Source organism: Paenibacillus sp. GQ49 (genome assembly GCF_059759055.1).
This window is the reverse complement of sequence record NZ_JCAXEL010000001.1, coordinates 120,692-138,534: the sequence shown is the minus strand read 5'-3', so window position 1 is coordinate 138,534 and position 17,843 is coordinate 120,692. Positions and strand designations below refer to the sequence as shown.

The window sequence follows — 17,843 nt, the reverse complement described above, 5'->3', positions numbered from 1 at the left end:
ATATATTTTGAAAAAATAAATTTAACAGGGGGAATTAGAATGAAATTTATCGTTTCTGCAAGTGTAATCGTTCTCAATGAACATAATGAGATTTTACTCATGAAAGGTCGAAGAGGTTGGGAAATGCCTCAAGGTTGTGTTGAAGAAGGAGAGACTATTAGGCAGGCAGCAGTTCGAGAAGTGAAAGAGGAAACAGGGATTGACATTGAATTAATTAAATTTTGTGGATTGTATCAGAACATAACGCGAGGCGTATGCAACAATATATTTACTGGAAAACCGATTGGTGGAGCTTTAACTACCAGTGATGAAAGTGAAGAGGTGGGCTACTTTACTTTAGAAGAAGCTGGGCAGATGATAACATGGGGAAATTTCTATGACAGAATTCATAATGCATTAGATGAGCAAAGCCATCCTTTTTTGATTGAATTTTCAGAATAAGGTCATTCATTATGGTAGATTGTACCTTAAAGTTGCTCCTCTCTTGGTTGGTGATGTTCTAGAAAACCACCATTCTACCCAAGATAGGGACGCTTTTTATATGATTGTACCTTCGTAACTCAGGTTTAATTACGCTAGTTTTCTAATCAAAATAAAGATATGAGAGTAGTTTAATATAAGGAGCAGCCGGAGAACAAAGGTTGCTTCTTTTTTTGCTTTTACACTTCGCAAATGGAACATTGTGGGTTATATTGGATATGATTTGGTTCTATAGTAGAGAAATGGAGAGGTGGCCACTTTGGATGAAAAAATACGCTTTCCGATAGGACACTTTGAACCAAATCTTAAACTCTCTAATGAGGACAGAATCCACATCATTGATCAAATTCCCGGAATTACAAAGACCATAAGAGAGGTTACAGAACATCTCAATGATGATCAACTTTGTACTCCTTATCGTGATGGCGGTTGGACAATCACACAGATTGTGCACCACCTTGCGGATAATGACATGAACGCTTATATCAGATTTAAGAGAGCATTAACTGAAGATGAACCGGTGGCAAGCTCATATCGAGAAGATTTATGGGCATCATTACATGATTACAGGAATACGCCCATCGAAGATTCAATTTTGCTGATGGAGATACTGCACAAGCGATTTCTCACGTTGCTACATGGTTTACATCCCGATCAATTTAGACGAACAATTCAAACAGAAGTGTTAGGTACAATTTCATTGGATATCGCGATTCAAAGATTTGTATGGTACGGGCAGCATCATATTGCTCAAATTAAATCTTGTATAACATCGCAGAGGTGGTAGGGTTTTATACATTTCAAGTGTGGAAGTAACATAATGGGGAAAGGAAGGATTCTAGGCATAGCATATAATGTAATTCCAGTGAAAGATTTGGAAGTGTCAGCTGCCTGGTTTGTAAAGCATTTTGGATTTAACATTCGCCACCAACGCGAAGGATATTTGAGTTTATTTCGGGGTGATCGCCCAATTTTGGACTTGATTCAAAGCGACAATGAAACACGAGCGACATTTGAAGTGCATCAGAAAAAGAGATGGGTCATTACATTTTTCACTGATGACTTTGGTTCTTTACATGACTACTTAACATCAGAGAATGTGAAAGTAGGGGCTGTTAGTGATGAGGGACAGTATGGGAAGTTTTTTGTGTTAGAAGATCTGGACGGTAACTTATTTGATGTGTGGGAACACCATGATTGTGAAATGAATTTCTAATGAGAAGCCTTGGTCAGCTGCTATCATTTACCGAATTAGGCGTAGCTTTCTATTGTATGAAGATCAGAAAGGTATTTTTGAAAACAAAGGAGTGAAAGACCAATGGATATCAAAAACAAAAGCGGAGATGTGCTTGGAAAGATTCAAATTGAATCCTTACGCAATGATAATGCGATTGACCGGATAGTCATTGACTTAAAGCCTGGTGACGGGAAGGCGATATACACCGCAGATGTTATAGAGAATCAATTCACGCAACAGACCAATTATGCAGCCATTCCATGGGAAGATGGTCTGGAGCTATTGCAACGGCATTACTCTCCATGGCAGCCGAAATTTCCGATTGATTCTGATATAGATGCCATTCATGTATTTTATGGATTTGATAATTTAACTTCGCAAGAAATCGATGAAATGATTGAAGAAAGTAACAGGTCAGGCAGAAATGTAGTGATACGAGAATTGAAGCCCAATAAGAAGGTTGTGGGCATCAGCATCACGTATAAAGAATACGGTGGTTATAAACTTAATATTTTCGGGACAACAAAGAGCCGGATCGCATTGCCTAATCATGATGGTACTAAGGTTAAACAAGCAGCCGTACGTGGTGTACAAGCATTTTATATTTTCAATAACGAAACTTCCCAATTGATATGGATCGAAGAGGATGTGCATGGGAAGGCGCTACAATACGAGATCATTGGCGGAAATATGTCAGAAGATCTTGTGATAAAGATTGCGAAGTCAATGAACGGATAAATGATGATATTAATCTGAGTGAGGTGCAACGATGAGTTACAAAACTATTCTCATAGACCAATTAAATGCCTGTTATCATGACAAGAGCTGGTTTATACCGCTTCATGATATTTTGACAGACCTCAATGCGGCGGAGGCCGCTTATGTAAAGAATGAGGGAGAGCATTCCATTTGGGCGCTCGTCAATCATCTTATCTTCTGGAATGAGAGGTGGCTTGCGAGATATGTTGCCGAAAAGGTCGACGGGCAGAATTCAGTGAATAATGAGGATACATTCGACATAGATCCGTCTAACTTGAATGATGTGGAGTGGAGCAAGACATTACATAGACTGAAAACCGTCTTTAGTGATTGGAACAGGGCACTCGAAGATAGTGAAGAACATAAATTGACCCGTGAAATCCCTTCTTATTTCAACGCGCCATGGTGGGGAGTTGTATCAAACCTATGTATTCATAATGCCTATCATATTGGCCAGATCATGCTGCTCAAAAAATCAATGAAACACACGTAGTACATGCTGTATTACGTTTATAAAATTATACTTAAGCAAGGAAGATGACTATCATGGAAAAAGGCAAAATTATATTTTTGAACGGTGTAACCAGCTCTGGTAAAACTTCAATTGTAGAGGCGATGCAATCATACGATGATCCGTTTTTCTATGTTGTGGCTAATGATTTATTTGAAAATACGATCGGTGATAAACATCTTCAGACGGATTACTGGAAGTATCTGAGTGAAGCGATTGTAATGATGTATCATACGGCAAAAGTATTTTCAGAACATGGCAAGCATGTTCTGATCGATGGCATTCTTGTGGAAAGACCGGAGCTCGCGCCGCATTATGAACAAGTCAAACAGATTTTTGAAGGGTATCCACTGGATATTGTGGAACTGCATTGTCCTCTTGATATCTGTCGTCAGCGGAACATTGAACGTGGGGATCGAAGAGAAGAGCAATCGGATGAGCAGCATCAAATCATGGCTAAACACATCAACTATAGCTATTCCATTGATACAAGTATGAACAAACCGGAAGAATGTGCGGAGAAGATTATTGCAGCGCTGTTCAAGACCAATCATGAACCATTGAAAAATATGTAAAGATTATATTACGAAGCTGTAGTGGAATCGATATCTAGTAACAACTTTGTCTGCTTTGGTCTGGAGGATTAAATGAGGAATTCAATGGAGTTACAAACAAGAAAAAGTATAGTTAATGATTTAAAGGCAATGGGGATAAGGGAGGGCATGACGATAATCGTTCATTCCTCCTTCAAAGCAATAGGTAAGGTCATAGGTGGACCGGTAAGTGTTATTTTAGCTCTGGAAGAAGCCGTTGGAATCAATGGAACCATTGGAACCATTGTCATGCCCACTCAAACAGAACATCTTTGTGAACCTTCAGAGCATGACGCGAACCTGTCTTCAGCGGAAATTGAGTTCATCAAAGACAATATGCCTATTTATTATCCTGATCTAACCCCAACCTCGTATATGGGCATCATTCCTGAGGTGTTTCGGAGGCAAGATGGTGTGTTTCGAAGCTCACATCCGCACATGTCTTTTGCTGCCTGGGGGAAAGAGGCCAAACGGATAATGGAAGATCACAACTTGCATTATGCATTAAATGAGAAATCTCCGTTAGGAAAAATCTATGATTTGAGTGGATACATTCTGTTACTTGGTGCGCCTACAAATAGTAACACTTCCTTGCACCTGGCGGAATATAAACAGCAGAATTCATTTGTTAAGCCAAAAGTCTGGGGAGTAAAAATGCTGGTGGATGGACTTGAGCAATGGACTACATACAATGATATTAACAATGAATCAGATGATTTTGAATTGATTTTTAATGAGTTTAAGATCCAGACTAACGCTGTTACCGAAGGAATGGTAGGGGAATCTGTGAGTTATCTGATACCCCAAAGAGAGATGGTTGATTATGCTTTGGGATGGATGAATCGTAACCGAAGAGAACATATCGAGCAGTGAATCATTTCAAAAAAGATAGAAGGGGGAAATGTAATCATGACTAAAGAGATTGAACATTTGCTTCAAACTTTTGAAGAATGGGCGTTGTTTGTCAAGACGATGAATCATCTTGAAGAGAAGACCTGGAATTCCAGCATGGAAGAAGGGAAATGGACGATAAAATCCATCGTCACTCATATCATGTTATGGGACCGATATTTTTACAAGGAAGCGATTGAGAAGATTGCTCTGAAGCAGCCAGTTACGTTGAAACATATGAATTTTGAAGAGTTTAATCGCAAAGCTATTGAATTTGGTAACCGCACAGAGACGTCCGAAATCGTAAACAAGGCTATCACGTACCGCCATAAAATTATGAATGACATTCGAGGGTTAGCGGAAGAACAGCTTCATCAGACGTATTTGGACGCAGAGGGTAACGTATTTTATATTCCCCAATACCTTAAAGATTTTATATGGCATGACCAGCATCATATGGAACCGTTGAAGAAATATTTTGCCAACCTTGAAGCGTAAAGGATTAAGCAGATGGGTGAGTTGTACGGACTAGATCGAGTGGAAGCGATTGCACTTGGAAGCGCGGTAATTGACCTGCGTATCACCTAAATTGTGAATGGCGTTAAGGGTGTGCATGCTGTCCTTCCGCATGATGCTTTTAAGTAACTTAAGGCCTGTTATACGTCGTATTAGTTGAACTCGGGGGTCGATAAAATGAAAGGCAGACCACAGATCGTTTTAGATATCGCAGGGGTTTTGTTAAGTAATATGTCGTTAACGTGTTGGAAAGATATGAGTGAGGAAACCAACCTATCGGCAGAATCTTTGAAAGTACATTTTGCAGGAATCAAACGAAAGCTCTGGACAGGAATGATGAGGGAAGAAGAGTTCTGGCAATCGTTGAAGGAGATGTATCCCGAATTATCAATAAGCCGAGCGAAGGACATCTTATACAATTCAATTGTTCCCTTACCAGCCGCTCAATACCTTGAGCGATGGAGTGAGTTCGCAGATATCCATCTACTCAGCAATCACTGTAAGGAATGGATTGAGCCGAATCTGAGCTGTTTAAGCTCATTTACCAAAAGTGTAACCATCTCTAATCAAGTAGGTTTATGCAAACCTGAGATTGAAATATACCAACGGGTCAAAACCTTCCTGGCAGATGGAGAAGAGGTTCTATTTATAGATGATCAAGAGAAAAACTTACATTCGGCTAAGCTACTTGGTTGGAAGACTTTACTGGCTGACGAAGAAGGAGACTGGGTTAATGAAGTTGAGTCATTGCTAAGGAAGTTCATCAATGAATAACAAGTATAATCCATAATTTCCAAAAAAAATGTTCGTTTACGAATCACACTCCAAATTGCTTTAGATGATGATCTAAATGTTTATAGATGCCTATACCCCATTGCTCAGGTGTTAATCTTCCGAAAAAAGGATGGGGGTGAGAGGAGCATTTTCTTGGACCAAGACTTTGGAAAGTTGTAATCTTTTGTTTCAGTTTCTCTTTCTCTACGATAAACTCTCTGTTGTCTTTTATAATAATTGTTGGGATGGTCGACATATTATGCGGTAATGGCTTTTCGTTATAAAACATCGGTTTGGCGAACCTTCCAACGAGCCTTCCTAGCAATCCTCTAGGTGGAAAAGCATTCCCCATGGGAATGTCTTGAAATGCCGAGCAGTGAGCCAGCATTTGAGGGACCTGCATGTTTCCCCATTCAGGCTTGGAATTTGCACTGAGTCTATCAATACGCTCTACGATTTCCACAGCATGCGTTTTAATGAAGATACTTTTCATAAGAACACCCCAATCATTGTTTTGGATTAGATTAAGCTTCTCTACTCATTCACCTTATCGCTAAACTGTGTAATTTCCTTTTCTAAAATTTGCCCGACTTGGCCGAGAGCATTCGTTATATCTAATAATTGCTTCGGATCAAGGTGAGCCATAATATACTGGTTCCATTCATCGTACTGTGTATAGATCGCTTCCAGCACTTCTTCTCCTTTCGCCGTTAATTCAAGTAACTTGGTTCGTCGGTCTGTCGGATGGTCTTTGTACATAGTGAGCCCTTCATCGGTTAATACATCTGCAATGCGCTGTACACTTTGGCGGGCTAGCCCCATATCACGGGCGATTTTGGCTACTGTCGGTGTACCATGTCCAATTCGACCCAATACCTGCCATCGGGCACTGCTCTGATGGAGTGAACGTGTAACGATATCCCCCGAACGCATCAATAATCCATGAATGTGAAAGATGTGAAGGGAAAACTTGCTTAGTGGATCTTCTATATTTTGGTTGTATTTCATATTTTTATCTTAATTCATTGACAGTATGCTGTCAATATATCCGATATATCCTTATTGCTTCTGAGATATAGAAGGTTGTTCATGCTAAAATCAAGAATAGAAAGATAGGGGAATTTTCGTTAATCCAGAAGAGTTATATAAAATTTGAGCTATAAATAGATCAATTACGTCATGATCCAAACCATAAGGAGACGAGTTATCTATGACAAAATTGCATGTTTGTGAAGCCGTTTCTACAGAAGCTCAAGCAGGGGAACAATTGAATCATAAGGATGCTTTTTTCTAGGGAAGAAAAAGGTCTAAGAATATATGTTTTTATTAATCTACTTAAAAAGAGGAGAGAATATATGAGTGATCCGCGTTCAACATATAATATCGAAACGGCAGTGTTAAGTTTACAAGTGGAATTAGAGAGGTTAAAGATGCAGGCGGTCATGGGGTGGTCCAAAGAATTCCGAAATCTAGAGTGGTATGGTTTGAAAAATGGAATGCGTGTATTGGAGGTCGGAAGCGGACCAGGTTACATTACAGAGCAACTATTGAACAGTCTGCCGGACAGCGAGCTTACCTCGCTTGAAATTGATCGTTCACTGCAAGCAAAAGCCAAAGAACGGCTGAAAGATATTCCTTCCAAGCGATTACAATTTGTAGAGTCTTCCATTTACCAGATGGATCTGCCTTATGATTCTTTTGATTTTGTCGTGGCAAGACTTATCTTTCTTCATTTGAACAATCCTGACGAAGCTGCACAAGAGATATATCGTGTACTGAAGCCTGGCGGCCGTCTTGCCATTATTGATGTGGATGACGGCGTTTTTGGAGCGGTGAATCCTGATGTTCCTGCTTTGCATACGGTATTAATGAAAATTTCGGACTATGTGGCACAACACGGCGGTAATCGTTTAATTGGTAGAAGTCTGCCGCGTCTCCTTACTGAGAGCGGGTACATCGATGTTGACATTGATTCTGTCCTTCAACATAGTGATCTGTTAGGCATAGAAGGGTTTAAGCACCAGTTTAATCTTAATCGTTTTGTACATTTTGCTGAAAAAGGTGTGATCAGTTCGGAGGAATTTGCTCAGCTGCAACAAGCTTCTGAAGCGATAAATCATTCGCCGGAAGCCTATGCCATGATGAATTTCATTACAGCTTGCGGCACGAAGCCATTGACATAGCTGGGTCGAAACTAATTAAGGACGGAGGATGGGGATGAATATCGTTCATTCTTTTCAGGAATTAGTAGTTCGAGGGGATCATCAGGGTATGATTGAGTTACTGAAAAACTACGAACAATCCAGACCATTATCTGTTAATGAACAGGGCTGGGTCTACTGGAATGTTTCCGATGGTTATGCCTTGTTAAGAGAGCCGGAACCGCTTTATGCCAATCACCGGGAATTCTTCGAATGGGGAAAAGAAAATCTCGCCCCGGAGCAGTTACACTGGATCGTTTCGGATTCGACACAAGCGTTATCATTATCTCTGGGGAACTACTTTGATCATTGGATGGATTGGTACCAATATGCTTGTGACCATGCCCCGAAGTTGGATACCAACCGAGGTGCTCGATTCGAAAGCCATCGGGCTTTGGGTGGTTCGCTTTGGGTTTTGGAAAGATACAGTGAAATGGACAGTGTGCTTGAAAATATGAACCAGCTCATACAAGAAGATGAGACATGGTCCAATATTCTTTTTGCCCGGATTACATACAACAAACAGCGTCTGGCCTATCTGTATCATGCCGCGGATTTTGCGGGAGTCGAAGCTCTTGTAAACGAAACGATGGACTGGATTGATGAAATGAATGATGGAGCACTACGGATTTCAAGAAAAGATGAAGTGGTCGGCAGCTGGGAGGATATTAATGTCTCCAGAAATTCGCAGAGAGATATCAACATTGCGTTAAACAATTTGGCCTGTATTTTGACGGATATCGAAAGGCATGAGGAAAGTGTGAGATTGTTTATGCAGATACAGGAACGTGGTCACCACATGAATGCATATGGCTTTTCCAAATGGATATATTCGATCTGGAAGACAAGAGGGACTGAGGCAGTTAAAGATGCATTAGCAGATAATGCATCTTATGAAATAGCGGACCTTGTGAAACATACTGCTGAACTATTAGAGATCAAAGGTTAGCATGAGGTGATTGGAGTTGCCAGAGGTTTGCACAACAACGTGAAAGGAGTGATGTGATATGAGAAACAATACGAATCTGAAAAGTAGAAATAAAGTTGCCAGAGGTGTTTTTGTCTAGCGCAGAGGACCCAGGAAGGGTTCCGTGGGATTTCTCTGTGTAATTTTCACTAGGAGGAGTTTCAATTTATGATTCAATTAAAAAGTGTGTCGGTGGATAATTGGTATGCATGCACCCAACTGGATGTAACTGAAGAACAGAAAAAAAGTTTTTCCGCTCCGGTTATATATTGGATTGCTGAATCCAAAGTAGTGGAAGACTTTCAACCTATGGCCATCTATTTTGATTCGGTTCTGGTTGGTTTTGCTGTGTACTCGGATAAGGCGGATCATGAGGATAACTATTGGCTTCTTGCTCTAATGGTAGATACAAAATATCAGGGCAGAGGTTATGGAAGAGAAGCGCTTAGGAAGTTGATTGATCTAATGAAAGAATCGGTGAATTGCAAGCGCATCATGATTGGACACAGGCTGGAAAATGGTATCGCCGGAAATCTGTATGAATCCCTTGGTTTTCAGAGAGTAAGTGAAGGGCTGATTGATGGCGAAGTCGTTCGGCTTCTAAGATGCAAGTAGTGCTAAAATCACACGTGATTTGGATTGTAAAGGAGGTAGCTTGTCTTTGAAGCATGTACACATTATTTTCTCATTACTCTTTATCATGTTAGGAATTGTGATTATTACGATCTCGAAAATGATTGAAGAGGTGATTCCCAAGCTGGGGTATGCAGCATTCCAGTCAGCAGCAGCTGGCAGTTATGATTCTAGTGCTTATCAAGTAGATTTTGTACTGAATTATTGGATAGGCGCGATATGCATTTTAGGTGGAGTTATCTGTTTATTAGCTAGAATGAATTGGGTTCAGAACTCCATTCGTGAATTGAATATAAGAAACAAAGCGTTTGATGAAACTCATAATTATGACGACACAAGAGAACTGAAATAGGTTATGATATGACATAAAAAAAGAAGGGGCGGATACACATGATTACATTCCAATACTTTGAACCGGAAGATTTTGATCAACTGATCGAATGGAGCGGGGATGAAGCATTTCTGCTCCAGTGGGCCGGCCCTCAGTTCCACTATCCACTTTCCAGAGAGCAGCTATCGGATTATTTGCATGGTGCCAATGATAAGAACACTTCAAATAAGTTTATTTATAAAGTGATGGATGAATCGACTCAGGAGATTGTGGGTCATATTGCTCTTGGCGGTATCGATCGATATAATCGTTCAGGGCGTATCGGTAAGGTGCTTCTTGGCAAGTCATATCAGGGTAAAGGCTATGGGAAGCAAATGATCGATGAGGCACTTCGAATTGGATTTGAAGAGGAGAAGTTACACCGGATCAGTCTGGGCGTATTTGATTTTAATGTCTCAGCCATCCGATGTTATGAAAAAGCGGGCTTTGTACAAGAAGGGCTTATTCGTGATGCGAGAAGATATGAAGATACATTCTGGAATCTTATCGAAATGAGCATATTAGAAAACGAATGGAAAAAATGACTTCTCAAAAGGGATCATCATACTTGAGAGTCATCTTTCTTGAGAAACACTTCGATGAACGGATGAAATAACTACGTGTACGAAAATTTTAAAGGGGAGGTCTTACTGTCATCAGAATGACGGTAGGACCTCCCTTAATTACTACCTTCCTGGTTTATTTCAATGATCCCCGTATCAATAAATTCCTTCACAGGCACACCGTCGCTTGCAAGTAACAGGGTCTCCATCATTTTGGCACCCCAGACTCCTTCATTCTGTGAAATAACGGCAGACAATTGACCGTTAAGCAACCCGTTTTCACTGGTCGGGCTATCACCGAACGCGATTAAATGCCGGTTAAGGCCTTTTGCTTTCCAGATCAGGGTAGAGGCAGAGACAGAAACAAAATCGAGCCCGATAATCGCATTGAAGTGAGGGTGAGCTTGAATCATGTTTTCCATATCGGACATGGCTTGATCTTCATTCCCTTGATGATAACGAACTTCCAAGATTTCGATGTCTGTTTCACTACGGATATAATCAATGAATCCATTAAGCCGCTGCTGCAAACCTTGCATCTCTTCCAAGCCATTCTCGACAAGAATCATGCCTTGATTATGCAGAAGTCTTGTAGTCGTCATCGCGAACTGCTGGCCAGTGCGATAGTTATCGGCGCCCACATAAGCGATTCGATGACTGGATGGGACATCTGACTCAAATGTAATGACAGGAATACCTGCAGCTTGGGCTGCATCAATAACGGGTGTAAGTGCAGCAGCATCCACGGGAGATATAGCTATCCCGTCCACATGCTGTTTGATCATATTCTCCATGATACGGATCTGTTGTTCGGTATTGGCTTCATCAGGTGCGTTTACAATTAATGTAATATTGTGTTTCCCTGCATACTCCGTTGCATCCTTCGTGATCATCTCATAGGTTGGATACGTCATTGGATAGATAATACCAAAAGTTTTGCTCGCTGCAAATTTCTCTACAGGTGAAGTCGCAGGAAGTGTTGCAGCCATCTGCTGTGGGCGAATGTGTACCGAACCGGATGAAATGATCATCGGGAGCAGAAGGATTAGTGTAAGTAAAAGTGCAAATCTGGCTTTATTCATACATTGGCTCTTTTCTCATATCTGATGGTCTGGCCTGCGATTCCTCGGTTCCTTGAGTTCGGTATTCTCTTGGCGTAAAACCTGTTGTTTTCTTGAATATATTAGAAAAATAGTGAGAGTCATTGTAACCAACTTTGTAAGCAATCTCAAAGGTTTTGTTGTTGGTTGTTTTCAGCAGCTCCTTGGCTTTGCCGATTCGAATCTGGGTTAAATACTCCGTTATCGTTTGACCAGTTTCCTGACTGAAAATCTTGCTTAGATGACTTGGACTGATTCTGACGTGTGCAGAAATCATCTTCAACGAGACCTGTTCGTTATTGTATTCACGGGATACATAGGCTTTCACCTGATCAATGACATCACTGTATTTTCCAGAGCACGCTGCTCTTCTCTGCCATAACAGGTTAAGCAGGGAACACAGATATTGGGTACAATCCTCCCAGCACGTAATCTTCCGAATCGTCTGTTGCAGGGAAGTAATGTTCTCATCCGAATGGTCACTCATGCGGAACAACTGATTCGCGAGCCGGAACGACTCCAGCGTAAGGTCATTCAACAGATAGAAGCCATACGAGGAGGACTTCCAGTCGAAGGACTGTAATGGAGCGGCAAACTCCTGCACAAAATGGTCAAGCTGATTGGGGCTGCCGATTTTGAGGAATTCAAGAAACGAATTCCTGTCGAGAAAAAGAGTTGTTTGCTCATCCAGGTTATTTTCACGTAGAGAAGCTCTGTTCTGAAGAGTGAGCCGGGTAATATACTTATCCTCCTCCGCTTCCAGATACGAGACATGAATTCCTTGCAGCCGCTCCTGTTGACTGCCAATGCCCAGAATAATATTACATTTGAATGTATGCTCAAGTTCCATACGAACCCGCCCGCGAAGCTGCTCCAGATATATGGATATGGTATCTTCGGAGTGATACTTGAGCAGAAGTACTAACTCGGTCCGGCTTCGAATATAAGGAAGAAGTTCGACGTGGGGATCACGAGTTTCCTCCAGTATGGGAAACAGCTTCTTCATCAGTGATTCCGGGTCCCGGGATTCATCTGTTAATCGAATGTCGATAATGACAATTGTATAATACCTGGCCGAGAGAGGAAGTGAGAGTTGTTTGGCTGATTCGATCGCATCGGTTGTACCGATGAGTCCTCCGCACAGATCGGCCAGCAGTTTTTCTTTGGTGATCGTCCGGTTTGTCATGCGTTGATGTTCTTCATCCATTTGTTTGCTGACCTTATGAAGCATTTGGATTAGTTCTGCTGCGCTAATGGGCTTTAGACAGTACTCGGTCACACCAAGTCGGATGGCCTCCTGGGCATAGCTGAATTCATCATGACCGCTCATGATAATGATTTTGATGTCAGGTTGTTGCGTGCGAACGATGGAGGTCAGTTCCAATCCGTTCATAAATGGCATTTTGATATCCGTAATCAGAATATCTGGAGCCCATTCGTGAATTAAAGGTAACGCAAGCTCACCGTCGGGTGCATCCCCGCAATAGTGAAAACCTTCCTTTTCCCAATCGATGCAACTCCTTATATTCTCCCGAATTCCAATTTCGTCATCCACGATCATCACCTTTTTCAACGGTTAACCTCCTTGCTTTTGGGGATACGAATCATAAATGTGCTGCCTTCCATATACGTACTTTCCATTTCAACACCATAAGCTGGTCCGAAATAGAGCCGAATCCGGTGATGTACATTGAGCAGACCAAATCCGCCTTCCTGCTCGTCATCTTGGGGTGAACGGGAACCGGCCGGCTTCTCCAGCTCTTCACGTAATTGTGCCAATCGATCCGCAGACATGCCAATTCCGTTATCCTGTACGGTCAGAATGATGCTATTGTCCTCTACATATCCGTGTATGGATATTAGCCCTTGACCGCGTTTGTTCTTGATCCCATGGTAGAGCGCGTTTTCAATCAAGGGCTGCAGCGTCATTTTCAAAATGGGATAATCCTGAAGCTCACGATCAACGCTGATCTCGTAGGTGAGAATATCGTGGTACCTCATCTGTTGAATAACCAAGTAACTCCGCGCATGTTCAAGCTCGGTTTGAATGGATACCCAGTCGAATCCTTTATTCAGACTCAAACGAAAGAACTTCGAGAGGGCCTGCACAAGTTTGATTACATTTTCTTTTTTCTCTGCTTCAGCCATCCATAAAATAGACTCCAACGTGTTATACAGGAAATGAGGGTTGATCTGAGCTTGCAGCGTACGTAGTTCAGCTATTTTCACCTGTTCATTCTCTCGAATGCTCTTTTCGATTAACATTTTGAGTTTATTTAGCATCACATTGAAACTTTTGCCCAGATCAGCAATTTCGTCCGAGCCGTTTGGTGTGACTTTGGCTTCCAAGTAACCGTTTGCAGCTTTACGCATCTTGTTCATCAGAATCCGGATGGGAAGAATCAGTCGGTTATTCAGGAAAAAATATAACGATATCGCAAAGAAAGCACTTAACAAAACCGTAATGATGATCAATTGGCGAATGCTATTGGCCTCTGCAATGATTTCCTGATAAGGAGCTACCCCGATCATTTTCCATCCGGTCTGTTTTGAGGTGCTATATACAACAAACTGGGGCTTGGATCCTGCAGACAGGATAAAGCTGTCGTGCTGTAGATGTAAAGGGACCGATCGGATCTGATCCATCATGGTTATGGATGCCGGGGTGGCATCCGGCCTGAAGAGTGTATTTCCGTATTGATCACTAATATAGAAAAAACCGGAATCCTTAATGGGGGTATTCGTCAAAAAATCATCAATGAATGAATCATTTAAATCAATTACTATGAACCCGATGACCTCATGTGTAATCCGCTCTTTGACCGTAGTTATAATTGAAAGCGCATTCTGTTTAGGGTAAGCAAACCCATCTAGCCTGTTATATTCGGCATAGGCTGCAGAATGAGGGATGCGCAGAATGGCATCCGGATACTGTATCAGATACTTGAAGTACGGGTTACGCAGCGGATTTCGTTCCAGCTTGAACACGCCTTTTCGTTCACTTATGCCTTTTCCATAGAAATTCACAAACGAGATATTAAGTACCTTATCATACTTGTAGGTTTCCCGGTAAAGATTGTATGTCTGAAGGATGGCTTTGGCTTCCGGATAGGACTCCGATTGAGAATATAAGTATTGAAGCACCTGCGGGTTCTTGCCGAGTTCGAGCAGTCGTTCCGTATCCTCAAACAAGATGTCAATGTTCCTGGCAAGCTGGTCGGCAACCAGTTGTGTCGATGCCTTGTTATGATTGGATACGACCGTATAGGATTTGTGGTAAGAAATCAATCCAACTACGATCAGTGGTACTGAACTGAGGATGATAAACATGCTGAGTAATTTAAGCCTGAGGCTTGAAGCAATCCACTGAATGAGTTTCAACGTATTCCACTCCATCTGAAGGGATCAAAAATGTACCATTAGTATAACATGATTTTCTAATATATAAGAGATTCGCTAAATACTACACAATTAAACAAAGAAACTACACTTTTTAGATCTCGTTTTTCGAAATTGCTAAATTATTACATCAAAAAAGCATGAGACTCCATATAAGCTTAAAATGAAAGCGTTTTATAATGTGATCACACCACAAGGTGAAACGAAAAAAGGGAGGATCACAACATGCGAACCAAAAAAAAGTGGGGACTTGCCATAACATTGGCTATGGTGATGCTGGTCAGCACGGCATGTAGCAGTACCAATGGAGGAGCAGGCTCCGATAATGAAACTTCAACGAGTGGGAATGGCAGTACACCTGCCAGCGCCAAAACAATTACGCTTGGTTTTTCGCAGGTTGGTGCGGAGAGTGGCTGGCGCTCGGCGAATACCAAGTCGATTCAGGATTCAGCCAAAGAAGCGGGTTATGATTTGAAATTTTCGGATGCGCAGCAGAAGCAGGAAAATCAAATTAAAGCTTTGCGATCCTTCATACAACAGAAGGTGACGGTGATTGCTTTTTCCCCTGTTGTAGAATCCGGTTGGGATACCGTATTGAAGGAAGCGAAGGATGCAGGCATTCCCGTGATTTTGACGGACCGTGCTGTGGATTCCCCGGATAAAACCCTCTACAAAACCTTTATTGGCTCCGACTTTGTAGAAGAAGGACGCAAAGCAGGTCAGTGGCTTAGTGACCAATACAAAGACACACAAGACGAAATCAATATCGTTGAGCTGCAGGGTACAACAGGCTCCGCACCAGCGAATGACCGTCAAGAGGGCTTTATGGAATTGATTGCTTCCAATTCGAAGCTTAAAGTGATTGCTTCACAATCGGGTGACTTTACACGTGCCAAAGGCAAAGAAGTCATGCAAGCTTTCCTCAAAGCACATAAAAAAATAGATGTTCTCTATGCACATAATGACGATATGGCACTTGGTGCAATTCAGGCCATTGAAGCGGCAGGACTGAAACCAGGCGTAGATATTACCATTATCTCTGTGGATGCCGTGAAGGATGGTATGCAGGCTGCTGCTGATGGCAAAATCAACTTTATCGTTGAATGTAATCCGTTGTTAGGACCTCAATTAATGGAAGCGGTTCAATCGGTAGTGGACGGGAAAGACATCGAACCCCGAATCGTTACGGATGAGACGACCTTCACATCGGAGCAAGCCAAAGAAGCATTGCCAACACGTGAATATTAAAAGCAGATTCGTATAACACCGAAAAGTCATTTTTCGACCAGGCTGTCGCTAAATGACTTTTTTCCATAACAAAGGAGAGGGTTATATGGCCGAGCAAGCCCCCATTTTGCAAATGACAGGCATCACCAAACAATTTCCCGGGGTTAAAGCGCTATCCAGCGTCAGCTTTCGCTTGTTTCCGGGCGAGATTCATGCCTTGATGGGTGAGAACGGAGCAGGGAAGTCCACGCTTATTAAAGTTCTGACCGGCGTTTATTCCATTGACGAAGGAACGGTAACGATGGATAACCGGGATCTTTCGATCTCCGGTCCGCTTGAAGCGCAAAAGGCGGGAATCAGTACCGTTTACCAAGAGGTCAATCTCTGTCCAAACTTAACGGTTGCTGAGAATATTTTCATCGGGCGTGAGCCGATGCGATTTGGCAAAATCAATTGGAAGCAAATGAACAAAGATGCGGAGAACCTTCTGCGAGACAGATTACATCTGTCCATCGACGTTAAGGCTCCTTTACAGACCTACTCGGTCGCAATTCAACAACTGATTGCAATTGCAAGAGCACTCAGCATCTCGGCAAAAGTGCTCATATTGGATGAACCCACATCCAGTCTGGACAAAAACGAGGTTCAGCAACTGTTTCGTATTATGCACAAATTAAAGAGTGAAGGTCTCGCGATTCTTTTTGTTACTCATTTTCTTGATCAGGTATACGAAATGTCGGATCGTCTAACGGTGCTCCGTAACGGGGAATTGGAAGGAGAGTACATAGCCGCAGAACTTCCACGCATGGAACTGGTTCTCAAGATGATCGGCAAGGAACTCGAGGTGCTTGAGGAGCTTCCGAAGGAAGCGGATGCTGCCCAGGCGGAGTCGGGAGAGCTGTTAATTACCGCTAAGGCACTTGGACGCAAAGGAGCAATTGAGCCATTTGATCTGGACATTCGCAAAGGAGAAGTCGTGGGCTTGGCTGGGTTATTGGGGTCTGGTCGTACCGAGATCGCTCGCCTTTTCTTTGGTGCAGATCGTTCAGATGTAGGCAAGCTGCTCGTTGTAGATACAGGAAGTACGGTCAAGTCGCCGCGTCATGCAATTGATCAGAATATTGCTTTTTGCTCCGAGAACCGTAAAACCGAAGGCATAATCGATGATTTGACCATTCGGGAGAACATTATTCTGGCTTTACAAGCGACACGAGGCTGGTCCAAACCCATCTCACGCAAGAAACAGGATGAGATCGCCGAAAAGTACATCAACCTGTTAAATATCCATCCGAAAAACCCGGAGCATTTAATTAAAAATCTGAGCGGCGGTAATCAGCAAAAGGTGTTGCTTGCACGGTGGTTGCTGATGAACCCCGATCTGTTGATTCTCGATGAACCTACGCGTGGAATTGATATCGGTGCCAAGACTGAAATACAGAAGCTGGTGCTCTCTCTGTCGAAGCAGGGCATGGCCGTGCTGTTCATTTCGTCCGAGCTGGAAGAAGTGATTCGTGTCAGCCACCGGATTGCCGTAATCCGGGACCGCAAAAAAGTGCAAGAACTTAGCGGGCATCAGATCCATCAACAGCAAATCATGAAAGCAATGGCAGGAGGTTAAAGAG

The 17,843-nt window shown here is 42.3% G+C and carries 21 protein-coding genes; 16 read left to right on the top strand and 5 right to left on the bottom strand.

Annotated features, from left to right (window positions below; all coding sequences use genetic code 11):
• The first annotated feature begins 39 nt into the window (after positions 1 to 39).
• From AC6CIF_RS00670 to AC6CIF_RS00630, 9 genes are all read left to right on the top strand, one after another.
• Positions 40 to 441 carry an NUDIX hydrolase gene (locus tag AC6CIF_RS00670; RefSeq protein WP_498197352.1) on the top strand — a complete coding sequence of 134 codons (402 nt, stop codon included), beginning with the start codon at positions 40 to 42 and terminating at the stop codon, positions 439 to 441.
• Between the two features lie 298 nt (positions 442 to 739).
• The gene (locus tag AC6CIF_RS00665) at positions 740 to 1,267 is read left to right on the top strand and encodes a YfiT family bacillithiol transferase (protein ID WP_498197350.1); all 528 of its coding nucleotides are present in this window, start codon (positions 740 to 742) and stop codon (positions 1,265 to 1,267) included.
• 33 nt (positions 1,268 to 1,300) lie between these two features.
• On the top strand, positions 1,301 to 1,696 hold the full coding sequence (locus AC6CIF_RS00660; protein WP_498197348.1) for a VOC family protein: 396 nt from the start codon (positions 1,301 to 1,303) through the stop codon (positions 1,694 to 1,696).
• Positions 1,697 to 1,798: 102 nt separating this feature from the next.
• A complete protein-coding gene (locus tag AC6CIF_RS00655; protein WP_498197346.1) occupies positions 1,799 to 2,455 on the top strand; it encodes a DUF4367 domain-containing protein in 657 nt (218 codons plus the stop codon).
• Between the two features lie 31 nt (positions 2,456 to 2,486).
• Positions 2,487 to 2,969: a DinB family protein gene (locus AC6CIF_RS00650; RefSeq protein ID WP_498197344.1), complete on the top strand. Its 483-nt coding sequence runs from the start codon at positions 2,487 to 2,489 to the stop codon at positions 2,967 to 2,969.
• A gap of 53 nt (positions 2,970 to 3,022) precedes the next feature.
• Positions 3,023 to 3,562 (top strand): phosphotransferase-like protein, encoded by a 540-nt coding sequence (locus AC6CIF_RS00645; protein WP_498197342.1) that lies wholly within the window; start codon positions 3,023 to 3,025, stop codon positions 3,560 to 3,562.
• 84 nt (positions 3,563 to 3,646) lie between these two features.
• Positions 3,647 to 4,453: an AAC(3) family N-acetyltransferase gene (locus tag AC6CIF_RS00640; RefSeq protein WP_498197340.1), complete on the top strand. Its 807-nt coding sequence runs from the start codon at positions 3,647 to 3,649 to the stop codon at positions 4,451 to 4,453.
• A 36-nt stretch (positions 4,454 to 4,489) separates the two neighbouring features.
• Positions 4,490 to 4,969, top strand: a complete 480-nt coding sequence (locus tag AC6CIF_RS00635) for a DinB family protein (RefSeq protein WP_498197339.1) — start codon at positions 4,490 to 4,492, stop codon at positions 4,967 to 4,969.
• Positions 4,970 to 5,164: 195 nt separating this feature from the next.
• A complete protein-coding gene (locus AC6CIF_RS00630; RefSeq protein ID WP_498197337.1) occupies positions 5,165 to 5,761 on the top strand; it encodes an HAD-IA family hydrolase in 597 nt (198 codons plus the stop codon).
• A gap of 43 nt (positions 5,762 to 5,804) precedes the next feature.
• Here AC6CIF_RS00630 and AC6CIF_RS00625 read toward each other — a convergent pair whose 3' ends face one another.
• On the bottom strand, positions 5,805 to 6,254 hold the full coding sequence (locus AC6CIF_RS00625) for a DUF1569 domain-containing protein (RefSeq protein WP_498197335.1): 450 nt from the start codon (positions 6,252 to 6,254) through the stop codon (positions 5,805 to 5,807).
• 41 nt (positions 6,255 to 6,295) lie between these two features.
• On the bottom strand, positions 6,296 to 6,769 hold the full coding sequence (locus AC6CIF_RS00620; protein ID WP_076216291.1) for a MarR family winged helix-turn-helix transcriptional regulator: 474 nt from the start codon (positions 6,767 to 6,769) through the stop codon (positions 6,296 to 6,298).
• Between the two features lie 347 nt (positions 6,770 to 7,116).
• Here AC6CIF_RS00620 and AC6CIF_RS00615 point away from each other — a divergent pair, with 347 nt between their 5' ends.
• The 5 genes from AC6CIF_RS00615 to AC6CIF_RS00595 all read left to right on the top strand — a co-directional run bounded on the left by AC6CIF_RS00615 (position 7,117) and on the right by AC6CIF_RS00595 (position 10,477).
• Positions 7,117 to 7,944, top strand: a complete 828-nt coding sequence (locus AC6CIF_RS00615) for a methyltransferase domain-containing protein (RefSeq protein WP_498197333.1) — start codon at positions 7,117 to 7,119, stop codon at positions 7,942 to 7,944.
• A gap of 34 nt (positions 7,945 to 7,978) precedes the next feature.
• Positions 7,979 to 8,911, top strand: a complete 933-nt coding sequence (locus AC6CIF_RS00610) for a hypothetical protein (RefSeq protein WP_498197331.1) — start codon at positions 7,979 to 7,981, stop codon at positions 8,909 to 8,911.
• 186 nt (positions 8,912 to 9,097) lie between these two features.
• Positions 9,098 to 9,544, top strand: coding sequence for a GNAT family N-acetyltransferase (locus AC6CIF_RS00605; RefSeq protein ID WP_498197329.1), 447 nt, complete (start codon positions 9,098 to 9,100; stop codon positions 9,542 to 9,544).
• Between the two features lie 46 nt (positions 9,545 to 9,590).
• Positions 9,591 to 9,914, top strand: a complete 324-nt coding sequence (locus AC6CIF_RS00600) for a hypothetical protein (RefSeq protein ID WP_340029820.1) — start codon at positions 9,591 to 9,593, stop codon at positions 9,912 to 9,914.
• Positions 9,915 to 9,952: 38 nt separating this feature from the next.
• The gene (locus AC6CIF_RS00595) at positions 9,953 to 10,477 is read left to right on the top strand and encodes a GNAT family N-acetyltransferase (RefSeq protein WP_498197327.1); all 525 of its coding nucleotides are present in this window, start codon (positions 9,953 to 9,955) and stop codon (positions 10,475 to 10,477) included.
• A gap of 134 nt (positions 10,478 to 10,611) precedes the next feature.
• On the opposite strand, the gene AC6CIF_RS00590 is transcribed toward AC6CIF_RS00595, so the two are convergent.
• Genes AC6CIF_RS00590 through AC6CIF_RS00580 form a run of 3 tightly spaced genes read right to left on the bottom strand, consistent with a single transcriptional unit; the run spans position 10,612 to position 14,976 of the window.
• The gene (locus AC6CIF_RS00590; RefSeq protein WP_498197325.1) at positions 10,612 to 11,577 is read right to left on the bottom strand and encodes a sugar ABC transporter substrate-binding protein; all 966 of its coding nucleotides are present in this window, start codon (positions 11,575 to 11,577) and stop codon (positions 10,612 to 10,614) included.
• Complete coding sequence (locus tag AC6CIF_RS00585; protein ID WP_498198165.1) at positions 11,570 to 13,159, bottom strand: response regulator; 1,590 nt, start codon at positions 13,157 to 13,159, stop codon at positions 11,570 to 11,572. Before AC6CIF_RS00585 ends, AC6CIF_RS00590 begins: the two co-directional genes overlap by 8 nt.
• Positions 13,160 to 13,164: 5 nt before the next feature.
• Positions 13,165 to 14,976 (bottom strand): cache domain-containing sensor histidine kinase, encoded by a 1,812-nt coding sequence (locus tag AC6CIF_RS00580; RefSeq protein ID WP_498197323.1) that lies wholly within the window; start codon positions 14,974 to 14,976, stop codon positions 13,165 to 13,167.
• 243 nt (positions 14,977 to 15,219) lie between these two features.
• On the opposite strand from AC6CIF_RS00580, the gene AC6CIF_RS00575 reads away from it, so the two are divergent.
• Both AC6CIF_RS00575 and AC6CIF_RS00570 read left to right on the top strand, forming a co-directional pair.
• Positions 15,220 to 16,242 carry an ABC transporter substrate-binding protein gene (locus AC6CIF_RS00575; protein WP_017689009.1) on the top strand — a complete coding sequence of 341 codons (1,023 nt, stop codon included), beginning with the start codon at positions 15,220 to 15,222 and terminating at the stop codon, positions 16,240 to 16,242.
• Positions 16,243 to 16,327: 85 nt separating this feature from the next.
• Positions 16,328 to 17,839: a sugar ABC transporter ATP-binding protein gene (locus tag AC6CIF_RS00570; protein ID WP_498197321.1), complete on the top strand. Its 1,512-nt coding sequence runs from the start codon at positions 16,328 to 16,330 to the stop codon at positions 17,837 to 17,839.
• The last annotated feature ends 4 nt before the right edge of the window (positions 17,840 to 17,843 follow it).

Bases quoted from the DNA above. Each gene is read 5' to 3' on its own strand.
- AC6CIF_RS00670 (WP_498197352.1), top strand. From the start codon at position 40: ATGAAATTTATCGTTTCTGCAAGTGTAATCGTTCTCAATGAACATAAT.
- AC6CIF_RS00660 (WP_498197348.1), top strand. From the start codon at position 1,301: ATGGGGAAAGGAAGGATTCTAGGCATAGCATATAATGTAATTCCAGTG.
- AC6CIF_RS00655 (WP_498197346.1), top strand. From the start codon at position 1,799: ATGGATATCAAAAACAAAAGCGGAGATGTGCTTGGAAAGATTCAAATT.
- AC6CIF_RS00650 (WP_498197344.1), top strand. From the start codon at position 2,487: ATGAGTTACAAAACTATTCTCATAGACCAATTAAATGCCTGTTATCAT.
- AC6CIF_RS00645 (WP_498197342.1), top strand. From the start codon at position 3,023: ATGGAAAAAGGCAAAATTATATTTTTGAACGGTGTAACCAGCTCTGGT.
- AC6CIF_RS00640 (WP_498197340.1), top strand. From the start codon at position 3,647: ATGGAGTTACAAACAAGAAAAAGTATAGTTAATGATTTAAAGGCAATG.
- AC6CIF_RS00635 (WP_498197339.1), top strand. From the start codon at position 4,490: ATGACTAAAGAGATTGAACATTTGCTTCAAACTTTTGAAGAATGGGCG.
- AC6CIF_RS00630 (WP_498197337.1), top strand. From the start codon at position 5,165: ATGAAAGGCAGACCACAGATCGTTTTAGATATCGCAGGGGTTTTGTTA.
- AC6CIF_RS00625 (WP_498197335.1), bottom strand. From the start codon at position 6,254: ATGAAAAGTATCTTCATTAAAACGCATGCTGTGGAAATCGTAGAGCGT.
- AC6CIF_RS00620 (WP_076216291.1), bottom strand. From the start codon at position 6,769: ATGAAATACAACCAAAATATAGAAGATCCACTAAGCAAGTTTTCCCTT.
- AC6CIF_RS00615 (WP_498197333.1), top strand. From the start codon at position 7,117: ATGAGTGATCCGCGTTCAACATATAATATCGAAACGGCAGTGTTAAGT.
- AC6CIF_RS00610 (WP_498197331.1), top strand. From the start codon at position 7,979: ATGAATATCGTTCATTCTTTTCAGGAATTAGTAGTTCGAGGGGATCAT.
- AC6CIF_RS00605 (WP_498197329.1), top strand. From the start codon at position 9,098: ATGATTCAATTAAAAAGTGTGTCGGTGGATAATTGGTATGCATGCACC.
- AC6CIF_RS00595 (WP_498197327.1), top strand. From the start codon at position 9,953: ATGATTACATTCCAATACTTTGAACCGGAAGATTTTGATCAACTGATC.
- AC6CIF_RS00590 (WP_498197325.1), bottom strand. From the start codon at position 11,577: ATGAATAAAGCCAGATTTGCACTTTTACTTACACTAATCCTTCTGCTC.
- AC6CIF_RS00575 (WP_017689009.1), top strand. From the start codon at position 15,220: ATGCGAACCAAAAAAAAGTGGGGACTTGCCATAACATTGGCTATGGTG.
- AC6CIF_RS00570 (WP_498197321.1), top strand. From the start codon at position 16,328: ATGGCCGAGCAAGCCCCCATTTTGCAAATGACAGGCATCACCAAACAA.